This window comes from Nonomuraea sp. NPDC049655, assembly GCF_044465465.1.
Taxonomy (GTDB): Bacteria; Actinomycetota; Actinomycetes; order Streptosporangiales; family Streptosporangiaceae; genus Nonomuraea.
In genome coordinates this window covers 1032017-1048801 of record NZ_JBITLS010000001.1, presented here as the reverse complement: position 1 = coordinate 1048801, position 16785 = coordinate 1032017, and the positions used below count along the sequence as shown (strand labels likewise).

The window sequence follows — 16785 nt, the reverse complement described above, 5'->3', positions numbered from 1 at the left end:
CACGCGCCATCCGGGTCTCGCCTCTCCTGTGGGGGACACGGCAAGGCACACTGTGGCGGCATCCGGGGGCCCTTTCCGCATGTCTTGCGCAAGGGGTATCGAAGGTAAGGCGTTCGTGCCCGGAAGGTTAGTAAGTACTGGGTTGGAACGTTCTGAAGTGGTTTTTGGTGATTGGCGGACTTTCAGGCGATCAGGAGGCCAGGGCGCGGGCCTCGTCGGCCTCGACCTCGCGGTTCCAGTCGTTCTTGACCGCCCGCCAGCCCTCGTCGTCGACGCCGATGCGCCAGTAGCCGGAGATGGACAGCCGCTCCATCGGCACGCCCCGCTCCAGCCGCAGGTGGCGGCGGAGCTCCTTGACGAAACCGGCCTCGCCGTGGACGAACGCGTGCACGTCCCCCTCGGGGAACTCCAGCGCGCGCACCGCCTCCACCAGCGCCTGGCCGACGGGCCGCGCGCCCCGGTACAGCCAGGTGATCCGCGCGTCGGCGGCCGTGCCGAGCTTCAGCTCGTCCCCGGGGCCGTCCACCTCCAGCAGGACGTGGGCCAGGGCGCCGTCGGGCAGCGCCTCCAGGGAGGCGGCGATGGCCGGCAGCGCGCTCTCGTCGCCCACCAGCAGGTGCCAGGCGGCCTCGGGGTCGGGCGCGTATCCGCCGCCGGGGCCCAGCATCAGCACGACGTCGCCGGGCCGGGCCGCGGCGGCCCACGGCCCGGCCAGGCCCTTGTGGCCGTGGTGGACGAAGTCGAGGGTCAGCTCAAGGGCGTCGGGGTCCCAGGCGCGCACGGTGTAGGTGCGCAGACGCGGCCAGAGCTCGCGCGGCATGGTCTCGCGCACGTGCTTGACGCTGAAGGGCTCGGGGTAGTCCACGCCCTCGTGCGGGAAGACGAGTTTCACGTAATGGTCGGTGAGGCCGCGGCAGGCGAAGTCACGCAGGCCGTCGCCGCCGACCACGATGCGGATCATGTGCGGGGAGAGCCGCTCGGTCCGCAGGACGACGCCCCGATGGTGGTCCGTGGGCTTGTCAGCCATCACTTCAGCCCCCATATGTTAGTTAGGTATACCTAACCTTACAGTGGGATTGACGCGCATGGCCACCGCAACGCCTGGACGCCGTCCGCCGCGCGCAACCCCAAACTGTGAAATATCAGCTCAAGCTACCCTGACGCAGCAGGCCCAGTCAGGCCGCCGCCGAATCCCCCGCCGCACGGGCCGCGACCGCCTCCAGGAACGCCGACATGTGCCGGAAGGCCAGCCGCGCCTCCGGCAGCACGTCGGCCAGGATGGGGAACGCGTGCGGCATGCGCCGCCACTCCTCGTACCGCACCGGCACCCCCGCCTCCCGGGCCCGCTCGGCCACCCGGCGGGCCTCGTCCCGCAGCACCTCCGTGGAGCCGGTGACGATCATCAGCGGCGGCAGGCCGGTGAAGTCGCCGTGCACCGGCGAGACGAGCGGGTCCCACGGATCGAGCCCGCAGGTCCAGTGGCGGGCCAGCCAGCGCACCCGGCCCGCCGGCAACATGGGGTCGTGCCAGCGGTTGGCGCGGCGCGGGATGTCGGTCAGGTCCGCCCACGGCGACAGGCAGATCGCCGCGGCGGGCGTCGGCAGGCCGCGGTCGCGCAGCGCCAGCAGGGTGGCCAGCGTCAGGTGCCCGCCCGCCGAGTCCCCGGCGATGACGATGTCCTCGGGGGCGTGCCCGTTGCGCATCAGGCACTCGTAGGCGTCCAGCGCGTCGGCCAGGGAGTCGGCCAGCGGGTGCACCGGCCCCTGCCGGTAGTCCAGCGCGAGGACCGGCCGCCGGGCCACGGCCGACAGCCGCCAGGTGATGGGCCGGTGGGTACGCGGCGAGCACGAGAAGTAGCCGCCGCCATGGAAGTAGAGCAGCGCCTTGCGCTCGTCCACCCGGCCGGCGCGGACCCACTCGCCGCCGCAGTCCGGCCCCTCGGCGGGCGCGACGACGGCGTGCTCGGGAAGGCGCACCGGCATCAGCTGTGCCAGCTCGCCCAGGCGGGCCGCGCCGATCAGGGCCAGCGGATGACGCATCAGCACCGAGGAGGCGGGCTTCAGGGTGCCCCACATGACCGAGGTCAGGGCCCTGGCCTGCCAGCTCAAGGGGTAGTCGGGTGCCACGTCCTTGTTGATGCGCATGACGGTCCTCCACCCCTTTTCTTCCCGGAACGCCAGGGCTCTACCGGCCAGTAAGGATCTCGTCCCTGACGCGAATATTCCGGCCTTGTGCGACTCTGGGGATATGGCGGGATATTCGGGAACTCCGCTCCCCCGCAAGCTCGGCATCAAGCCGGGACACCAGGTCCTGGCCCTCGCCGCCCCCGCCGGCCTCGACCTCGGCGAACCCGCCGCCACCGTGCACCGCGAGCAGGACCAGCCCGCCGGCGCACGTCCCGCGTACGACGTCGTGCTGCTCTTCTGCCCCGACGCCGCCACCCTGTACCGCGCGTTCCCCCCGGCCAAGGCCGCGCCGGCCAGGAACGGCGGCCTGTGGATCTGCCGGATCAAACCCGCCTCCGGCATCCCCACCGCCCTGTCGGACCGCCTCGTCCGCGACTTCGGCCTGGCCGCCGGGCTGGTCGACAACAAGGTCGCGGCCATCGACGAGACCTGGTCGGGCCTGCGCTTCGTTTATCGCGTTGCGGACCGCTGACCCACCGGCGGATAATTCCAGGCTTCCGCCAAGGCGGACCCGTGCCCGATCCCCGGCACGGCGCGTGACCGTGTCCTCACTCTCGGGAGGTGAGCCACCATTCCCCTCTACGCCCGCCTCGTCCGGTACGGCTTCCGCAAACACGCCGTCTACGTCTGGGCCGCGCTCGCCGGCGCGTTCACCAACAGCGTGTTCGGCGTCCTGCGCGCCTACGTCCTCATCGCCCTGTGGCAGGCCCGCCCCGGCCTGGCCGGCTACGACATCACCGACGCCGTCACCTACTGCTTCGTCACCCAGGCCCTCATCGGCCCGATGATGCTGTTCGGCGGCGGCCTGGCCATCCCCGAGCGCATCCGCAGCGGCGACATCGCGCTCGACCTGGTCCGCCCCGCCTCGCTCCAGCTCTGGTCGCTGGCCGAGGACCTGGGCCGGGCCGCGTACCTGCTGCTGGTGCGCAGCCTCCCGCCGCTCCTGCTCGGCGCGGCCCTGTTCGGCATCACCACCCCCGCCTCCCCGGCCGCATGGGCGGCGGCCCTGACCGGCTGCCTCGTCGGCGTGCTCATCAGCTTCGGCTGGCGCTACCTCGTCGCGCTGTCGGTCTGCTGGCTCGCCGACGACCGCGGCGTGGCCGTCGTGTCCCTGGTCCTGACGACGTTCTTCAGCGGCATGATGCTCCCCCTCCACCTGTTCCCCGGCCCGCTGGGCGAGGTGGTCAGAGCCCTGCCGTGGGCCTCCATGGTCCAGGCGCCCGCCGACCTCTACCTGGGCAAGGCCCCCGTCGGGCAGACGCTCGCCCTCCAGGCGTTCTGGGCGGCGACGCTGTTCACCCTCGGCCTGCTGGCCACCCGCGCCGTCCGCCACAAGGTGGTGATCCAGGGTGGTTAGGACGTACTTCCTGCTGGCCTGGACCTGGACCCGCGCCGCGGCCGCCTACCGCCTCTCCTTCGCCCTGATGGTCGTGTTCGGCCTGGTCACGGGGGCGATCGACGTCGCGGCCATCCTCGTCGTCTTCGCCAACACCACCACCCTGGCCGGCTTCACCCGCGAGGAGGTGCTGTTCCTGTACGGCGCCTCCGCCGTCTCCTTCACCGTCTGCGACACCTTCGTCAGCAACCTCGACCGCATCAGCCAGCACATCAAGGCCGGCACGCTCGACACGATCCTCATCCGCCCGGCCGCCGCGTGGATCCAGATCGCCGCCGACCGCTTCGCGCCCACCAGGATCGGCCGCGTCGTCCAGGCCGTGGCCGTGCTCGCCTACGCCGTCGCCGCGCTCGGCCTCGACTGGCGGCGGGCCTGGATGATCCCCGTCATGATCGTCACCGGCCTCGTCATCTTCACCGCGCTCTGGACGCTCGCCGGCGCGCTGCAGTTCGCGCTGACCGACGCCCCGGAGGTGGTCAACACCTTCACCTACGGCACCCACCAGCTCAGCCAGTACCCCCTCAGCATCTACGCCCGCGACCTGGTCCGCGGCGTCACGTACGCGCTGCCCCTGGCCTTCGTCAACTGGCAGCCCGGCCTCTACGTCCTGGGCCGGGACGACCCGTTCGGCACGCCCGGGTTCATGCGCTTCCTCGGACCGGCCGCCGCGCTGGTCCTCGCCCTGGCCGCCGCGGCGGCCTGGCGGCAGGGCATCAGGCACTACCGATCGACGGGGAGTTAACGATGATCGAGCTGCGCGAAGCGGGACGCTCGTTCAAGGTCAGGCGCACTGTCGTGCACGCCGTACGCGATCTGTCGTTCAGCGTGCCGGCCGGCGAGTTCGTCGGCTACCTCGGGCCCAACGGCGCGGGCAAGTCCACCACGATCAAGATGTTGTGCGGCATCCTCACCCCCACCACCGGCTCGGTGCGGGTGGCCGGGCTCGACCCCTCGCGCCGGCGCACCACGCTCGCCCGGCGCATCGGCGTGGTGTTCGGCCAGCGGACGACCCTGTGGTGGGACCTGCCGCTCAAGGACAGCTTCGAACTGGTCCGGCACCTTTACAAAGTAGATCGTGGAACCTTCCGGGTCCGGCTGGCCGAGCTGACCGAGACCCTCGACCTCGGCTCCTTCCTGCGCACCCCGGTGCGTCAGCTCAGCCTGGGGCAGCGCATGCGCGGCGACCTGGCCGCGGCGCTGCTGCACGCGCCCGACGTGCTGGTGCTGGACGAGCCGACCGTCGGCCTCGACGTGGTCAGCAAGGCCAGCATCCGCGGCTTCCTGAAGCGGCAGAACGCCGAACGCGGCACGACCGTGCTGCTGACCACGCACGACCTCGGCGACATCGAGCGCCTGTGCCGCCGGATCATGCTGATCGACCACGGCCGGCTGGCCTTCGACGGGACGCTCGCCGAGCTCATGGCCACGGCGCCGGAGCAGGCCACCATCGAGGACGTGGTGACCAGGCTCTACACCGGCACTCAGTAGTAGCCGCCCTCCTGCGTGGTCTCGTAGTCGTCGTCGTCGAGGTCGTCGTGCGGGCGCGACCAGCGGGAGGGCATCAGCACGGGGATGAACAGGACCACGCCGAGCAGGGCCAGCACGCCCGTGGTGAGCAGGGTCCTGTCGCCCGCGCCGGCGTCCAGGACGATCTGGTGGACCGACGCCTGGTCGGGGATGAGGGACAGCGCCCTGCCGGTGTCGAGGGCGTAGACGACGGTCCAGGCCAGCAGCACCATCGAGGGCACGAACGTGGCCAGCGGCGAGATCCGGCCGGCCACGACGAGGCCGACGACCAGCCCGACCGCGGCCATGGCGCCGAGGGCGATCCACATCTTCTGGTTGTCGGGCGGCGGCGGGGTGATCGCCGCGCTGGCGAGGGCCTGCTGCACGGCCCATCCGCCACCCCCGAGGACGGCCGCCGTGACCACGACGCCGATGAGCAAACCTGCTAAGTGCCGCAACGTTCTCACCTCAAATGTCAACGCGAATGTCAACGCGCTCGGCACGACCCTAGCGACAAATGCCATTTCCGGACCAGGCATCAGCCCGCCCGGAAGTTAGGGGTCTCATGCGAGGGAGCCTCGTGAGACCATGTGGCACACATGCGTGCGCGACTTCCCCTCCGGCTCGCGCGGACGGCCGCCTTCGCCGCCGTCTGCGTGACCCTCGCTGCCCTCGCCCACATGGCGGGCGGCGGCGGGCGTCCGGGGCCGTGGGCGGCTGCGCTGGGCCTGGTGGCGGTGTCCGGCCTGGGGCTGGCGCTGTCCGGCAGGGAACGCTCGGCGCCGCTGATCAACGTCGTGCTGGGTGTGGCGCAGTTCGGCCTGCACGAACTCTTCGCGGGCGGCAGCCCGTCCTCCTACGTCTTCGAGCACGGCCACGGCCAGGGCCTGGCCGTCAACGCGGGCATGCTGCTCGCGCACCTCACGGCGACCCTGATGACCGGCTGGTGGCTCTCGCGCGGCGAGATCGTGCTGTGGTCGCTGCTGCGCCGGCTGGGGTTGCGGCTCGTGCCGCCGCTGCTCGCGGTCGTGCCCGCGGTGCGGCCGGGCGTCCCGGTCGTGCACACCAGGGTGGTCCCCCCGCAGCCGGAGTTCCGGCACCGGGTGGCCAGGCGTGGTCCTCCACTTCCCGCCTGACCTGCTGACACCCGTAGACCCCTGTCATTTTCCGAAGTGGAGTTCCGCCATGTCCTTCGTCCGTCGCGCGGCGACCGTGCTCGCCGCCGCCACCGCCCTCACCGCCGGCCTGGCGCTGCCCGCGCTGGCCCACGTCTCCATCAACCCGGGCACCGCCGAGCAGGGCGGGTTCACCAAGGTCGCCTTCCGGGTGCCCAACGAGCGGGACAACGCCGCCACGACCAAGGTCCAGGTCAGCTTCCCCACCGACCATCCGCTGGCGTTCGTGTCGGTCAAGCCCGTGCCGGGCTGGGACGTCAAGGTCACCGAGGGCAAGCTGCCCAAGCCGGTCAAGACGGAGTACGGCGACCTGGAGGAGGCCGTCACCACGGTCGTGTGGTCCGGCGGCAAGATCAACCCGGGTGAGTTCCAGGAGTTCGAGGTGTCCATGGGCCAGCTCCCCAAGGACGTCGACTCGCTGACGTTCCCGACGAAGCAGACCTACTCCGGCGGCGAGGTGGTCGACTGGGCCGACGCGCCCAAGTCCGACGGCACCGAGGCCGAGCACCCCGTTCCCACGCTGAAGCTCGTCCCGGCCTCCGGCGACGACGACCACCACTCCGCCGCGAGCGCGCCGGCCTCGGCCGCGCCGGCCGCCGCCACGGGCCCGTCGGTGGCGCCGGTGGCGGCCTCCGCGGCCTCCTCCTCCGACGGCACGGCCCGCCTGCTGGGCGGCGCCGGGCTGGTCGTCGGCGTCATCGGCGTCGTCGTCGGCGCCCTGGGCCTGCGCCGCCGGTCGGCCTGACCCTCGCGCCCCTGACCCTCGCGACGCGGCGTCCCCGGCCGGGCATCCTCGCCCGGCCGGGGACGCGCCGCCCGGTCAGGACGTGATGTCCTTGCCGGAGAAGCGCGCCCACGCGATCGAGCAGAACAGCACGATGTAGGCGCCGAAGGCCAGCAGCCCGTCCCGCAGCGCCGACAGGTCCATCGGGCTGCGCAGCACCGCGTCGAAGTTGGTGAACCTGGTCGGCAGCAGGTACGGCGTCACCGCGCTCAGCTCGGGGAAGGCCCGCAGCACCTGGCAGACGACCACCAGCACGAGCGTGGCGGCCACCGCCCCGATGGACACCTCGGTGAACGTCGACAGCGCCAGCGCGACGGCCGCCAGCGCCGCCATGCCGGCCCCGACGTAGCCGACGGCGATGAGGATGCGCAGCAGCCCCTCGCCCATGGAGATCGTCGTGCCCGACAGCAGCGTCACCGGCCCGGCCGGGAACAGGATCAGCCCGGTGACCAGCGCCGACAGCGCCACCACCGCCGTGACGGCGTAGGCGAAGACGACCGCGTTGAGGTATTTGACGGCCAGCAGGCGGGTGCGTCCCGCGGGCGCGGCCAGCAGGTAGCGCAGGGTGCCGCCGCCCGCCTCCCCGGCCACCGAGTCACCGGCGACCACGCTGACGGCGACCGGCATCAGCAGCAGCACGAGGAACGAGAACGCGACGAACGTGAGCATGAGGCTGTTGCCCGCCACGCTCTGGATGAACCCGCCCATCCCGTCGCGGTCGTCGCCGCCGAACGCGCGCAGGGCGAGGCCGAGGACGGCCGGCACGGAGGCGAGCACGGCCAGCATCACCAGGTTGCGCGGCCGGCGGAAGGTCAGGCCCAGCTCCGAGCCGAGCAGCCGCCAGAACGCCCACCTCGCCCGCCGCGGGCCGTCGGCGGCGTCCGTCCCGGAGTCCCGCGCCGGGACGGCCGCGGCCTGTCGGGCCGGGTCCGGTGTGTGCCGCTCCACCGTGCGCAGCGTCTCGGTCACGGGCACCAGGCCGGGCATGCGCCCATCGGACCGGCCGTCCCGCGCCTGCGGCGCCCCGGTGTCCCGCGTCCGCGGCGCGTGTGTCCCAGCGTCCGGCGCCGAGGTGTCAGCCGTCGACATCGAAGCCCTCCCCCGTCAGTCCGACGAACACGTCCTCCAGGCTCGGCCGCAGCACGGCCAGCCCCCGTACGGCGACCCCTTCGCCGACCAGCGCGGCGTTGATCCGCTCCGGCGCGTGGCCGCCCAGCTCGGCCGTCACGTCGGCGTCGCCGCGCCGCACGTCGGCCAGCCCCAGCCCGCCGAGCACCCGCGCGGCGTCGGCCACGTCGGGTGTCTCGACCCGGACGCGCGTGGCCAGGCCGCCGTTCAGCGAGGCGATCGTGCCCTGGGCGGCCAGCTTGCCGGTCCGCATGATGGCGGCGTGCGTGCACATCTGCTCGACCTCGGCCAGCAGGTGCGAGGAGACGAAGACGGTGGTGCCGCCGGCGGCGATGTCCTTGACCAGCGCGCGCACCTCGCGGGTGCCCTGCGGGTCGAGGCCGTTGGTCGGCTCGTCCAGGACGAGCAGCTCGCGCGGGCCGAGCAGCGCGGCCGCGATGGCCAGCCGCTGGCGCATGCCGAGCGAATAGTTGCGGTAGCGCTTGCCGGCCGCGGCCGACAGGCCCACCCGGTCGAGCGCGGCGGCGACGCGCGCCCGCGCGGTGCGGCGCACCGCCGTGGGGTCGGCGGCGTCGAAGCGCATCAGGTTGGCCTCGCCCGACAGGTACGGGTAGAACGCCGGCCCCTCCACCACCGCCCCCACCCGGGGCAGCGCCCGCGGCAGCGGCAGCCCGAGCAGGGAGTGCTCCCCCTCGGTGGGCGCGATGAGGCCCAGCAGCATGCGGATGGTCGTGGTCTTGCCCGAGCCGTTGGGCCCGAGGAAGCCGAAGACCGAGCCGCGCGGCACCGCCAGGTCGAGCGCGTCCACGGCCACCTGGCCGCCGCGGAAACGCTTGGTCAGGCCGCGCGTGACGATGGCGTGCTCCCCGGAGGGCGGGGCCGCCCCGAAGGGCGCCCCCGCTTCCTGCGTGACGGCGGTGGTCACCTGACGCCCGCCGCCTGGGTGATCTCCTCCGGGGTGACCGCGCCGGCCAGCAGGCGGCCGTCGTCGGTCAGCAGGACGGTGACGAGCTTCGTCCTGATCAGCCGGCCCGAGCCCCACGTGCCGCTCACCGGCGTGGCCGACTTCAGGACGGTGTCGGCCAGCGCCCCCACGTCGGCCTTCGAGCCGTCGCCGGGCGTCGGGCCCTCGCCCGCCGCCGGACGGCCGGCCGCCGTGAGGTCCTCCGGCTTGAACGGCAGGACGGCCACGGTCGTCCACCCGTCGCCGACGACCTTGAGCTCGCCGGCGACCTTCTCGGCCTGCTCGGCGTGCTGCTCAGCGCGCTTGGCGTCGCCCAGCTCGCTGAGGTCCTTCTCCTCCACCTTGGCGCCCGCGGGCGGGGTGAAGGCGAAGTTCTCCGCGGCCGGCGGCGTGAACGTCACCTGGGTGAAGCCGACCTGGAAGGCCGGTTCGGCCGAGCCCTTGGCGTAGACCTGGACCTGGAGCGGGACGTAGGTCTCGCCGTCGAGCGCGAGCCGCACCTCCTGCACCAGCGAGCCCTCGTCCTTGGGGGCGAGGACGAGCTGGTAGACCGGACGGCCCGCCACCTCAGCGGTGTTGATCACGCGGACCGCGGTGTGCTCGCCGGCCTTGGCCAGCAGTTGCTCGGCCACCTGCGGCGGCGTCAGCTGGGTCGGCGGCGTGCTGGGCAGCTTGTGCTCCTGGCCCGTGCCCGGCTTGATGGTCAACCTGGTCGCGGTGTTGGTGGCGCTCTCCCAGTACCAGCCCTGTTCGCCGTTGACGATCAGGTTGGTCTCGTTCAGCTGGGTCGGCATGGCCACCCGGAACCGGTCGGCGCCGCCGTACCAGACCTTGATCTCGTGCGAGCCGGACAGCAGGCTCAGCGGCGACTCACCGCCGGTCTGGGGCAGCGACGGCAGGCCGAGCGAGGCCGTCTGCTGCACCGTGCCGGACATGGGCGGCAGGCCGCCTCCCTTGCTCGTCGCCGCCACGGCGTCGGCCAGCAGCTGCTGGGCCGAACGCTCGGGCAGGACGGGCTCGCCGCTCACCGCCGCGATGACCGGGCCGGCTCCGATCGCGCCACCGATCAGCGCCGCCGCGGCGATCGGGACTCCCCACCTCACGAACGTGCCTCTGCGCATCTCACTCCTTAACGGTATGTCGATGACCAGAGCCTGCGGCATGCATCCTGTGGCCGGCCTGAGACTGTCTGAGACGCCTCTCAGCCTTCTCAGCGGCGTCTCAGCTCAGGGACGGGAGAATCAGCACATGAGAGTACTGGTCGTCGAGGACGAGCGGCGGATGGCCGCGGCCCTCCAGCGCGGGCTGCAGGCCGAGGGGTTCGCCGTGGACCTCGCCCACGACGGCGAGGAGGGCCTGCACGCGGCCCGGCAGGGCGACTACGACGTCGTGGTGCTGGACATCATGCTGCCGAGGCTGTCGGGCTACAACGTGTGCAAGCAGTTGCGCGCGGAGGAGAACTGGGTGCCGATCCTCATGCTGTCGGCCAAGGACGGCGAGTACGACATGGCCGACGGCCTCGACCTCGGCGCCGACGACTACCTGACCAAGCCCTTCTCGTACGTGGTGCTGGTGGCCAGGCTCCGGGCCCTGCTGCGGCGCGACTCGGGGCGGCGGCCGTCGGTGCTGGCGGCCGGCGACCTGACCCTCGACCCGGCCCGCCGGAAGGTGCAGCGGGGCGAGACGCCGGTGGAGCTGACGCCGAGGGAGTTCGCGCTGCTGGAGTTCCTCATGCGCCGCCGTGACGAGGTGGTGTCGAAGTCGGAGATCCTGGAACACGTGTGGGACACCTTCGACACCGACCCGAATGTGGTCGAGGTCTACGTCGGCTACCTGCGGCGCAAGGTCGACGCCCCCTTCGGCAGGAACGCGCTGCAGACCGTGCGCGGCGCGGGCTACCGGCTGGCGGGCGACGGTGGCTGACACCCCGATGGCCTGGTGGCGGCGTCAGGGGCTGCGGTTCAGGCTGACGGTCGCGGCGGCCGCCGTGCTGGGGCTGGCGCTGGCTCTGTCGGCCTCGGTGCTGCTGTCGGTGCTCGACCGGGCGCTGATCGACACGGTCGACACCTCGACCAGGCAGCAGGCCCAGACCGTGCGCGTGGCGGCCGACGCCGGGACGCTGACCAGCCCGATCACCACGCACGACGGCACGATCGTCCAGGTGCTCGACCGCAACGGGCGGATCACGCACGTCACGTACGGCACCGACCGGCTGGTGCCGCTGCTGGACGCGGCGGCCAGGGCCAGGGTGCTGCGCGAGGGGCGGGCGACATTCCTGGACGGACGGCCGTACGCGATCCCGGGGCCGCTGCGGGTGGTGGTGCTCAGCGCCGACCACGGGCAGACGGTGCTGGCCGCCAGGCCGATCGGCGAGATCCAGACGAGCCTGGGCGTGGCCGGACGCGTCCTGCTGGTCGGCACGCCCGCGCTGGTCGTGCTGCTGGCGGTGGCGAGCTGGCTGATGATCGGCAGGACACTGCGCCCGATCTCGTCGCTGCGCCGGGTCGCCGCCGAGATCACGCACACGGCCCGGTCCCGGCGGCTGCCGGTGCCGCAGTCGCGCGACGAGGTGTACGCCCTGGCCACCACGCTCAACGGCATGCTGGCCCGGCTGGAGGAGGCCGAGCAGCGCCAGCGCGCGCTGGTCTCCGACGCCGCCCACGAGCTGCGCAGCCCGCTGGCCAGCATCCGGCTCCAGCTGGAGGTGGCGCTCGGCCATCCGGAGGGCCAGGAGTGGCGGGAGACCGCCGAGGGCGTGCTGGAGGACGCCCTGCGGCTGTCCAGGCTGGCCGAGGACCTGCTCGCGCTGGCCCGCCTGGACGAGCGCGGCGGCGTGCCGGCCCGCGACGAGCCGGTCAACCTCGACGAGGTGGTGCGCCAGGTCGCCGAGCGGTACGGCGAGGCCCGGCTGACCGCGTGCGACCCCGTGGTGGTGCGCGGGGACGCCCTCGACCTGAGCCGGGTGCTGACGAACCTGATGGACAACGCCGTCCGGCACACCTCCTCGAAGGTCGAGGTGGCGCTGACCGCCGACGGCGTGCTGACGGTGACCGACGACGGGCCCGGCATCCCCGAGCAGGACCGGGAGCGGGTGTTCAACCGGTTCACCCGGCTGGACTCCGGGCGCAGCAGGGACGAGGGTGGGGCCGGCCTGGGGCTGGCGATCGTCCGGGAGACCGTGCGCGCCCACGGCGGGACGGTGGTGCTGCAGGACGCGGCGCCGGGCCTGCGTGCCGTGGTCCGCCTTCCGGTGTCCCGCTAGGCGGGCGCCGGGGCCGAGCGATCGGCGGGAGCGATCGGCGGGAGCGATCGGCGGGAGCGATCGGCGGGGACGCTCGCCCGCGCGACGCGCTCGGGGCGCCGGCGGGCTGGGGGTCAACGGCGGGGACTGCGGGGGATCATGGAACGTTCCTGGTCAGGCGGCTGTGCCCTTCTCCGCGGTGGACAGGAAGTCCTGGGCGATGAGGGGCAGGCGGCGGCGTGCGTGCACCACGGCGATGACGCGCCGCACGGCCGGTTCGAGTGAGCGCACCACCAGGCCCGCCCTGGTGGCCTGGTCGGCCATGCCGCGGTACCACAGCAGCGAGGCCTGGCCGGCGCGGACCGCGTTCAGCCAGCCGTTGCGCTCGTCGGTCTCCAGGACGACCACGGGGGTGACGGCGTACTTGCCGAACATGGCGTCGAGCTCCCTGCGCCGCGAGCTGCCGCGGGCGGGCAGCGCCAGGCGCATGCCGTGCAGCTTGCCCATGGGGACCGGGTTGGGCAGGTCGAGCCCGGGCGGGGAGATCAGCACGATCTCCTGGCGTTCGAGCGGGTGGGTGATGAGGTCGGTGGGCACGGGCAGATCGGTGAGCCCGAGGTCGGCCCGCTGATCCCGGATGGCGCTGACGACGCCGTCGCGGCCGTCGCAGCGCACGATGTGCACGCGTACCCCTGGGTGCTCGGCCGCGTAGGCAGGGAGCAGCCGCCCCGCGAGTCCCGGTTCGAGACTCGGGGTGGAGGCGATGCGCAGTTCGGCCTCCGTCACGCCGGCGTGGTTGGCCAGGCCCTCGATCTCGTGCACGGCGTCGAGCGCCTCCCTCGCCAGCTTGACCACGCGGCGGCCCTGGGCGGTGACCACCACGCCGCGGCCGGAGCGGGCGAAGAGCGTCATGCCGAGCTCTCGCTCAAGATCGCGGATCGCGCGGGACAGCGCAGGCTGCGCGATGTAGAGCGACCTGGCCGCGTCGGTCATGGTGCGGTGCTCCGCAGTCGCGACCACATAGCGGAGCTGCTGGAGATTCATGCCAACGAAGCTAGGACACCGCCCTGCTCCGGGACCGGTAGATAGCGGAGATCACCTCGATTGATTTCGGATCGTGACCGAGTACCGCTACATCCGTGACGGGTGATAAATCAGTATGCTTTTGCCCCAAATTTGGCAAAGATCCTTTGGGGTCTGCCGCAAAGCCGTGCATTGCAGACAAGCGGGTTAACGGGGAGACACGGTGACAGCAAACGGGCAATATCCACCTCCGCCACAAGGGCCCGGGCAGCCCCTGCGGCCTCCTTCGCGGCCCTGGCCGCCGCCGGGCTACCGGCAGCCGCAGCCGCAGGGCGGTCAGCCCTACCCGCAGGCGCCGCCGACCCCGCCCCAGGGCCCTCCTCAGGGTCCGCCGCCCGGCCGTCCCTATCCGCCGCAGCACCCCCAGCCGCAGGGCTATCCGCCGCAGCCGCCGCCCCCGCAGGGCCCCCCTCAGGGTCCTCCGCAGGGCCCCCCGCAGCCTCCGCAGGGTTATCCGCCGCAGGGCCATCCGCCGCGCGGCCCGCAGTATCCGCCGCCGCAGTACGGGCAGCAGTACCAGCCGCCGCCCCCGCCGCCGCCGCCCATGCCGCCCATGCCCACGAGGCAGTGGCCGCAGCAGCCGAGGAAGAAGTCCGGCATGGGGGTCGCCGGCGTCCTCGGGGCGGTGTTCGGGTCGCTGGCGGCGCTGTTCGTGCTGATCGTCATCGGGGCGGCGCTGCTGAAGTCGTCCTCGCACCCGGACACGACCACGCCGGTCGCGCTCCCGTCGTACGAGCCGTCGCACACCGACGAGCCCTTCCCCAGCCACGAGCCGACGCACGACACCTCGTCGCAGGAGCCCACCCAGGAACAGACCCAGGAACCGACCCAGCAGCCCACCGAGCAGCCGACCGAGCAGCCGACCCAGGAGACGGTGACGCCGCCCAAGCAGGTCACGCTCAACACCAGCCTGAAGAACAACACCCTCTACCGGGCGGGCAGCCTGCCCCGGGTGAACTGCCGGGCGGGGAACACCAACATCTTCAGCCACAGCCAGCTCAAGGCGCTGATCCTGAAGACCGGCCGGTGCATGGACAAGGCGTGGGGGCCGATCCTGCAGCGGCAGGGCATCGCGTTCAGCCCGCCGAACTACGCCGTCGCGGCCGGGCGCGGACGGGGCGCGTGCGGCGACTATCCGTCGGCCGGGAGCATGGTGCCGTACTACTGCCCGCGCAACAACACGATCTACGCCTCCACCTCGGCGATGTCCAGGGGCAACGGCAACGCCCGCGGCTACGGGCAGATCATCTCCTGGCACGGCGGCATCATCAGCATGATGGCCCACGAGTACGGCCACCACGTCCAGAACATCACCGGCGTGATGGACTCCTGGTGGCAGGGCACCGTCAACTCCTCCAGCCAGAGCGGCAAGCTGGCGCTGAGCAGGAAACTGGAGCTCCAGGCCACCTGTCTCGGCGGCATGTGGATGCGTTCGGTCGCCTCGTCCTACCCGGTCCCGTCCTCGCTGCGCTCGCGGCTGTTCTGGTTCTACGCGCAGGTGGGCGACTACCCCGGCTATCCGCGCGACCACGGCACGCCCGCCAACAACAACCGCTGGTTCCGGCAGGGGTGGGAGCGGGACAAGACGTACCAGTGCAACACGTGGCTGGCGCCGTCCTCGACGACCTCCTGAGCGACACGTGGCGTTCATCTCATGTTGAAGAGTTGTCTCTGATGTCCAGGTATGGGGGCTAGAATCCTGGCAATCTTGTGCCCGACATGGGGCGAACGTCATTTTTTGCCTGGTAGGCGTGTGAAGGAGCCGGTGTGAGCAAGCGCGATCGGGTGGACGCCGTGCCCGGAGGCGCCAAACGGCGGACTCCACGCCCGCGCAAGGGCTCCTCCCCCACGCCGCGCTTCGCCAAACCCCTGACGACCGCCTCCGTCATCGGCTGGACGGCTCTGTCCGCCCTCGTGCCCGGCGCCGCGCATCTGCGGGCCGGGCGCCGTCGTACCGGGCTGATCATGATCGGCGCGTACGCGGTGCTGCTGCTCGCGGCCCTGGCCTTCGGCCTGACCCGGGATCTGAGCAACGTGACAGGCCTGGCCGAGGACGGCGCCATGGTCACGGTGATCGTCATCGCGGCCGCGTGCGCGCTGGCCTGGTTCGCCGTGATCGCCGTCTCGTACGTGGCGCTGGGCCCCAACAGGCTGAACCAGCAGGGCCAGGTGGTGACCGGGATCGTCGTGGGCGTGCTGTGCGTGGCCGTCATGTCGCCGTTCGCGCTGACGGCCAACTACGTGCTGGCCGGGCGGAACGCCGTCAACGCGATCTTCCCCTCGCACCCGGACCCGGAGAACCCCGTCCAGATCAAGAACCCCGAGGACCCCTGGGACGGCAAGACCCGGGTGAACTTCCTGCTGGTCGGCGGGGACGCCGCGGGCAACCGCGTGGGCGTGCGCACCGACAGCATGACGGTGGCCAGCGTGGACACCAGGACCGGCAACACCGTGCTGTTCAGCCTGCCGCGCAACCTGCAGCACGTGCGCTTCCCGCCGTCCTCGCCGCTGCACAAGCACTTCCCCAACGGCTACATGGCCGAGCTGCCCAACGGCGGCCTGCTCAACGAGGTCTGGCAGTACGCCAACGACAACCCGCAGCTCATGGGCGGCAAGAACCGCGGCCCCCGGGCCCTCATGGACGCCATCGGCTACACCCTGAACCTCAGGATCGACTACTACGCCCTGATCAACATGTACGGCTTCGCCGCCCTGGTGGACGCCATCGGCGGCCTGAAGATCCGGGTGGAGGAGGACGTCAAGTGGGGCGGCCACTTCGGCACCGCGGGCACGATCAAGGCGGGCTACCGCAAGCTGTCGGGCGAGCAGGCCCTGTGGTACGGCCGCTCCCGCGTCAACAGCGACGACTTCTCCCGCATGGGACGCCAGCGCTGCGTGATCGGCGCCTTCGCCCAGCAGGCCACGCCCGGCGTGATCCTGACGAACTTCACCAAGATCGCCGGGGCGGCCAAGCGGCTGGCCCAGACGAACATCCCGCGTCCGCTCGTCGCGCCGCTGGCGGACCTGGCGCTCAAGGTCAAGGACGCCAAGATCACCAGCCTGCAGTTCGTGCCGCCGGACTTCTACTCGGGCAGGCCCGACTGGGTCAAGATCCGCGCGGCCGCGAAGAAGGCGATCGCCGACTCCGACCGCTCCGCCCGCCAGGCCCAGACCGCCAACGTGACCGCGTCCCCCGGCTCCCCGACGGCCACGCCGTCGCGGACCCGCACGCAGGCCCAGGGGGGCACGCCGACCGAGACCCCGACCCGCAACAGCCAGCGGGGCGGCGCGAAGTCCCTGACGGAGCTGTGCGGCCTGTGAC

At 72.2% G+C, this 16785-nt stretch carries 17 protein-coding genes; 10 read left to right on the top strand and 7 right to left on the bottom strand.

What is annotated here, in order from left to right:
- Positions 1-190: 190 nt before the first annotated feature.
- Together ACIBQ6_RS04830 and ACIBQ6_RS04825 are read right to left on the bottom strand one after the other, a co-directional pair.
- A complete protein-coding gene (locus ACIBQ6_RS04830; protein ID WP_358292808.1) occupies positions 191-1027 on the bottom strand; it encodes a siderophore-interacting protein in 837 nt (278 codons plus the stop codon).
- A 148-nt stretch (positions 1028-1175) separates the two neighbouring features.
- Complete coding sequence (locus ACIBQ6_RS04825) at positions 1176-2144, bottom strand: alpha/beta hydrolase (protein WP_358292811.1); 969 nt, start codon at positions 2142-2144, stop codon at positions 1176-1178.
- A 103-nt stretch (positions 2145-2247) separates the two neighbouring features.
- On the opposite strand from ACIBQ6_RS04825, the gene ACIBQ6_RS04820 reads away from it, so the two are divergent.
- The 4 genes from ACIBQ6_RS04820 (at position 2248) to ACIBQ6_RS04805 (ending at position 5070) form a co-directional block, all read left to right on the top strand.
- Complete coding sequence (locus ACIBQ6_RS04820; protein ID WP_397210293.1) at positions 2248-2658, top strand: hypothetical protein; 411 nt, start codon at positions 2248-2250, stop codon at positions 2656-2658.
- A 189-nt stretch (positions 2659-2847) separates the two neighbouring features.
- On the top strand, positions 2848-3543 hold the full coding sequence (locus ACIBQ6_RS04815) for an ABC transporter permease (protein ID WP_397210291.1): 696 nt from the start codon (positions 2848-2850) through the stop codon (positions 3541-3543).
- Positions 3536-4324 carry an ABC transporter permease gene (locus tag ACIBQ6_RS04810; RefSeq protein WP_397210290.1) on the top strand — a complete coding sequence of 263 codons (789 nt, stop codon included), beginning with the start codon at positions 3536-3538 and terminating at the stop codon, positions 4322-4324. Before ACIBQ6_RS04815 ends, ACIBQ6_RS04810 begins: the two co-directional genes overlap by 8 nt.
- Positions 4325-4326: 2 nt before the next feature.
- Positions 4327-5070 carry an ATP-binding cassette domain-containing protein gene (locus ACIBQ6_RS04805; protein WP_397210288.1) on the top strand — a complete coding sequence of 248 codons (744 nt, stop codon included), beginning with the start codon at positions 4327-4329 and terminating at the stop codon, positions 5068-5070.
- Here the strand turns inward: ACIBQ6_RS04805 and ACIBQ6_RS04800 are convergent.
- Complete coding sequence (locus ACIBQ6_RS04800; RefSeq protein ID WP_397155971.1) at positions 5064-5555, bottom strand: hypothetical protein; 492 nt, start codon at positions 5553-5555, stop codon at positions 5064-5066. The two genes, ACIBQ6_RS04805 and ACIBQ6_RS04800, sit on opposite strands and share 7 nt — an antisense overlap.
- Before the next feature lie 132 nt (positions 5556-5687).
- Here ACIBQ6_RS04800 and ACIBQ6_RS04795 point away from each other — a divergent pair, with 132 nt between their 5' ends.
- On the top strand, positions 5688-6224 hold the full coding sequence (locus tag ACIBQ6_RS04795; protein ID WP_397210287.1) for an MFS transporter: 537 nt from the start codon (positions 5688-5690) through the stop codon (positions 6222-6224).
- A gap of 49 nt (positions 6225-6273) precedes the next feature.
- Positions 6274-7008 carry a YcnI family protein gene (locus ACIBQ6_RS04790; RefSeq protein ID WP_397210285.1) on the top strand — a complete coding sequence of 245 codons (735 nt, stop codon included), beginning with the start codon at positions 6274-6276 and terminating at the stop codon, positions 7006-7008.
- A 75-nt stretch (positions 7009-7083) separates the two neighbouring features.
- Here ACIBQ6_RS04790 and ACIBQ6_RS04785 read toward each other — a convergent pair whose 3' ends face one another.
- From ACIBQ6_RS04785 to ACIBQ6_RS04775, 3 genes are all read right to left on the bottom strand, one after another.
- Entirely contained in the window at positions 7084-8034 is a 951-nt protein-coding gene (locus tag ACIBQ6_RS04785; protein WP_397210283.1) for an ABC transporter permease, read from the bottom strand.
- Positions 8035-8122: 88 nt separating this feature from the next.
- The gene (locus ACIBQ6_RS04780; protein WP_358292838.1) at positions 8123-9100 is read right to left on the bottom strand and encodes an ABC transporter ATP-binding protein; all 978 of its coding nucleotides are present in this window, start codon (positions 9098-9100) and stop codon (positions 8123-8125) included.
- The gene (locus ACIBQ6_RS04775; protein ID WP_358292841.1) at positions 9097-10260 is read right to left on the bottom strand and encodes a DUF2092 domain-containing protein; all 1164 of its coding nucleotides are present in this window, start codon (positions 10258-10260) and stop codon (positions 9097-9099) included. The genes ACIBQ6_RS04780 and ACIBQ6_RS04775 overlap by 4 nt, the downstream gene beginning before the upstream one ends.
- A gap of 127 nt (positions 10261-10387) precedes the next feature.
- On the opposite strand from ACIBQ6_RS04775, the gene ACIBQ6_RS04770 reads away from it, so the two are divergent.
- Positions 10388-11062 (top strand): response regulator transcription factor, encoded by a 675-nt coding sequence (locus ACIBQ6_RS04770; RefSeq protein WP_352328085.1) that lies wholly within the window; start codon positions 10388-10390, stop codon positions 11060-11062.
- Positions 11055-12401 (top strand): sensor histidine kinase, encoded by a 1347-nt coding sequence (locus tag ACIBQ6_RS04765; protein ID WP_397210281.1) that lies wholly within the window; start codon positions 11055-11057, stop codon positions 12399-12401. Before ACIBQ6_RS04770 ends, ACIBQ6_RS04765 begins: the two co-directional genes overlap by 8 nt.
- 153 nt (positions 12402-12554) lie before the next feature.
- Here ACIBQ6_RS04765 and ACIBQ6_RS04760 read toward each other — a convergent pair whose 3' ends face one another.
- A complete protein-coding gene (locus ACIBQ6_RS04760) occupies positions 12555-13424 on the bottom strand; it encodes a LysR family transcriptional regulator (protein ID WP_358292844.1) in 870 nt (289 codons plus the stop codon).
- A 592-nt stretch (positions 13425-14016) separates the two neighbouring features.
- On the opposite strand from ACIBQ6_RS04760, the gene ACIBQ6_RS04755 reads away from it, so the two are divergent.
- Both ACIBQ6_RS04755 and ACIBQ6_RS04750 read left to right on the top strand, forming a co-directional pair.
- Positions 14017-15096, top strand: coding sequence for a neutral zinc metallopeptidase (locus ACIBQ6_RS04755; RefSeq protein ID WP_397210279.1), 1080 nt, complete (start codon positions 14017-14019; stop codon positions 15094-15096).
- Between the two features lie 134 nt (positions 15097-15230).
- A complete protein-coding gene (locus tag ACIBQ6_RS04750; protein ID WP_397210277.1) occupies positions 15231-16784 on the top strand; it encodes an LCP family protein in 1554 nt (517 codons plus the stop codon).
- Position 16785: the final 1 nt, after the last annotated feature.

Coding starts and splice junctions, on each gene's coding strand:
- ACIBQ6_RS04830 (WP_358292808.1), bottom strand. CDS start 1,027: ATGGCTGACAAGCCCACGGACCACCATCGGGGCGTCGTCCTGCGGACC.
- ACIBQ6_RS04825 (WP_358292811.1), bottom strand. CDS start 2,144: ATGCGCATCAACAAGGACGTGGCACCCGACTACCCCTTGAGCTGGCAG.
- ACIBQ6_RS04820 (WP_397210293.1), top strand. CDS start 2,248: ATGGCGGGATATTCGGGAACTCCGCTCCCCCGCAAGCTCGGCATCAAG.
- ACIBQ6_RS04805 (WP_397210288.1), top strand. CDS start 4,327: ATGATCGAGCTGCGCGAAGCGGGACGCTCGTTCAAGGTCAGGCGCACT.
- ACIBQ6_RS04795 (WP_397210287.1), top strand. CDS start 5,688: ATGCGTGCGCGACTTCCCCTCCGGCTCGCGCGGACGGCCGCCTTCGCC.
- ACIBQ6_RS04790 (WP_397210285.1), top strand. CDS start 6,274: ATGTCCTTCGTCCGTCGCGCGGCGACCGTGCTCGCCGCCGCCACCGCC.
- ACIBQ6_RS04785 (WP_397210283.1), bottom strand. CDS start 8,034: ATGCCCGGCCTGGTGCCCGTGACCGAGACGCTGCGCACGGTGGAGCGG.
- ACIBQ6_RS04775 (WP_358292841.1), bottom strand. CDS start 10,260: ATGCGCAGAGGCACGTTCGTGAGGTGGGGAGTCCCGATCGCCGCGGCG.
- ACIBQ6_RS04770 (WP_352328085.1), top strand. CDS start 10,388: ATGAGAGTACTGGTCGTCGAGGACGAGCGGCGGATGGCCGCGGCCCTC.
- ACIBQ6_RS04760 (WP_358292844.1), bottom strand. CDS start 13,424: ATGAATCTCCAGCAGCTCCGCTATGTGGTCGCGACTGCGGAGCACCGC.
- ACIBQ6_RS04755 (WP_397210279.1), top strand. CDS start 14,017: ATGCCCACGAGGCAGTGGCCGCAGCAGCCGAGGAAGAAGTCCGGCATG.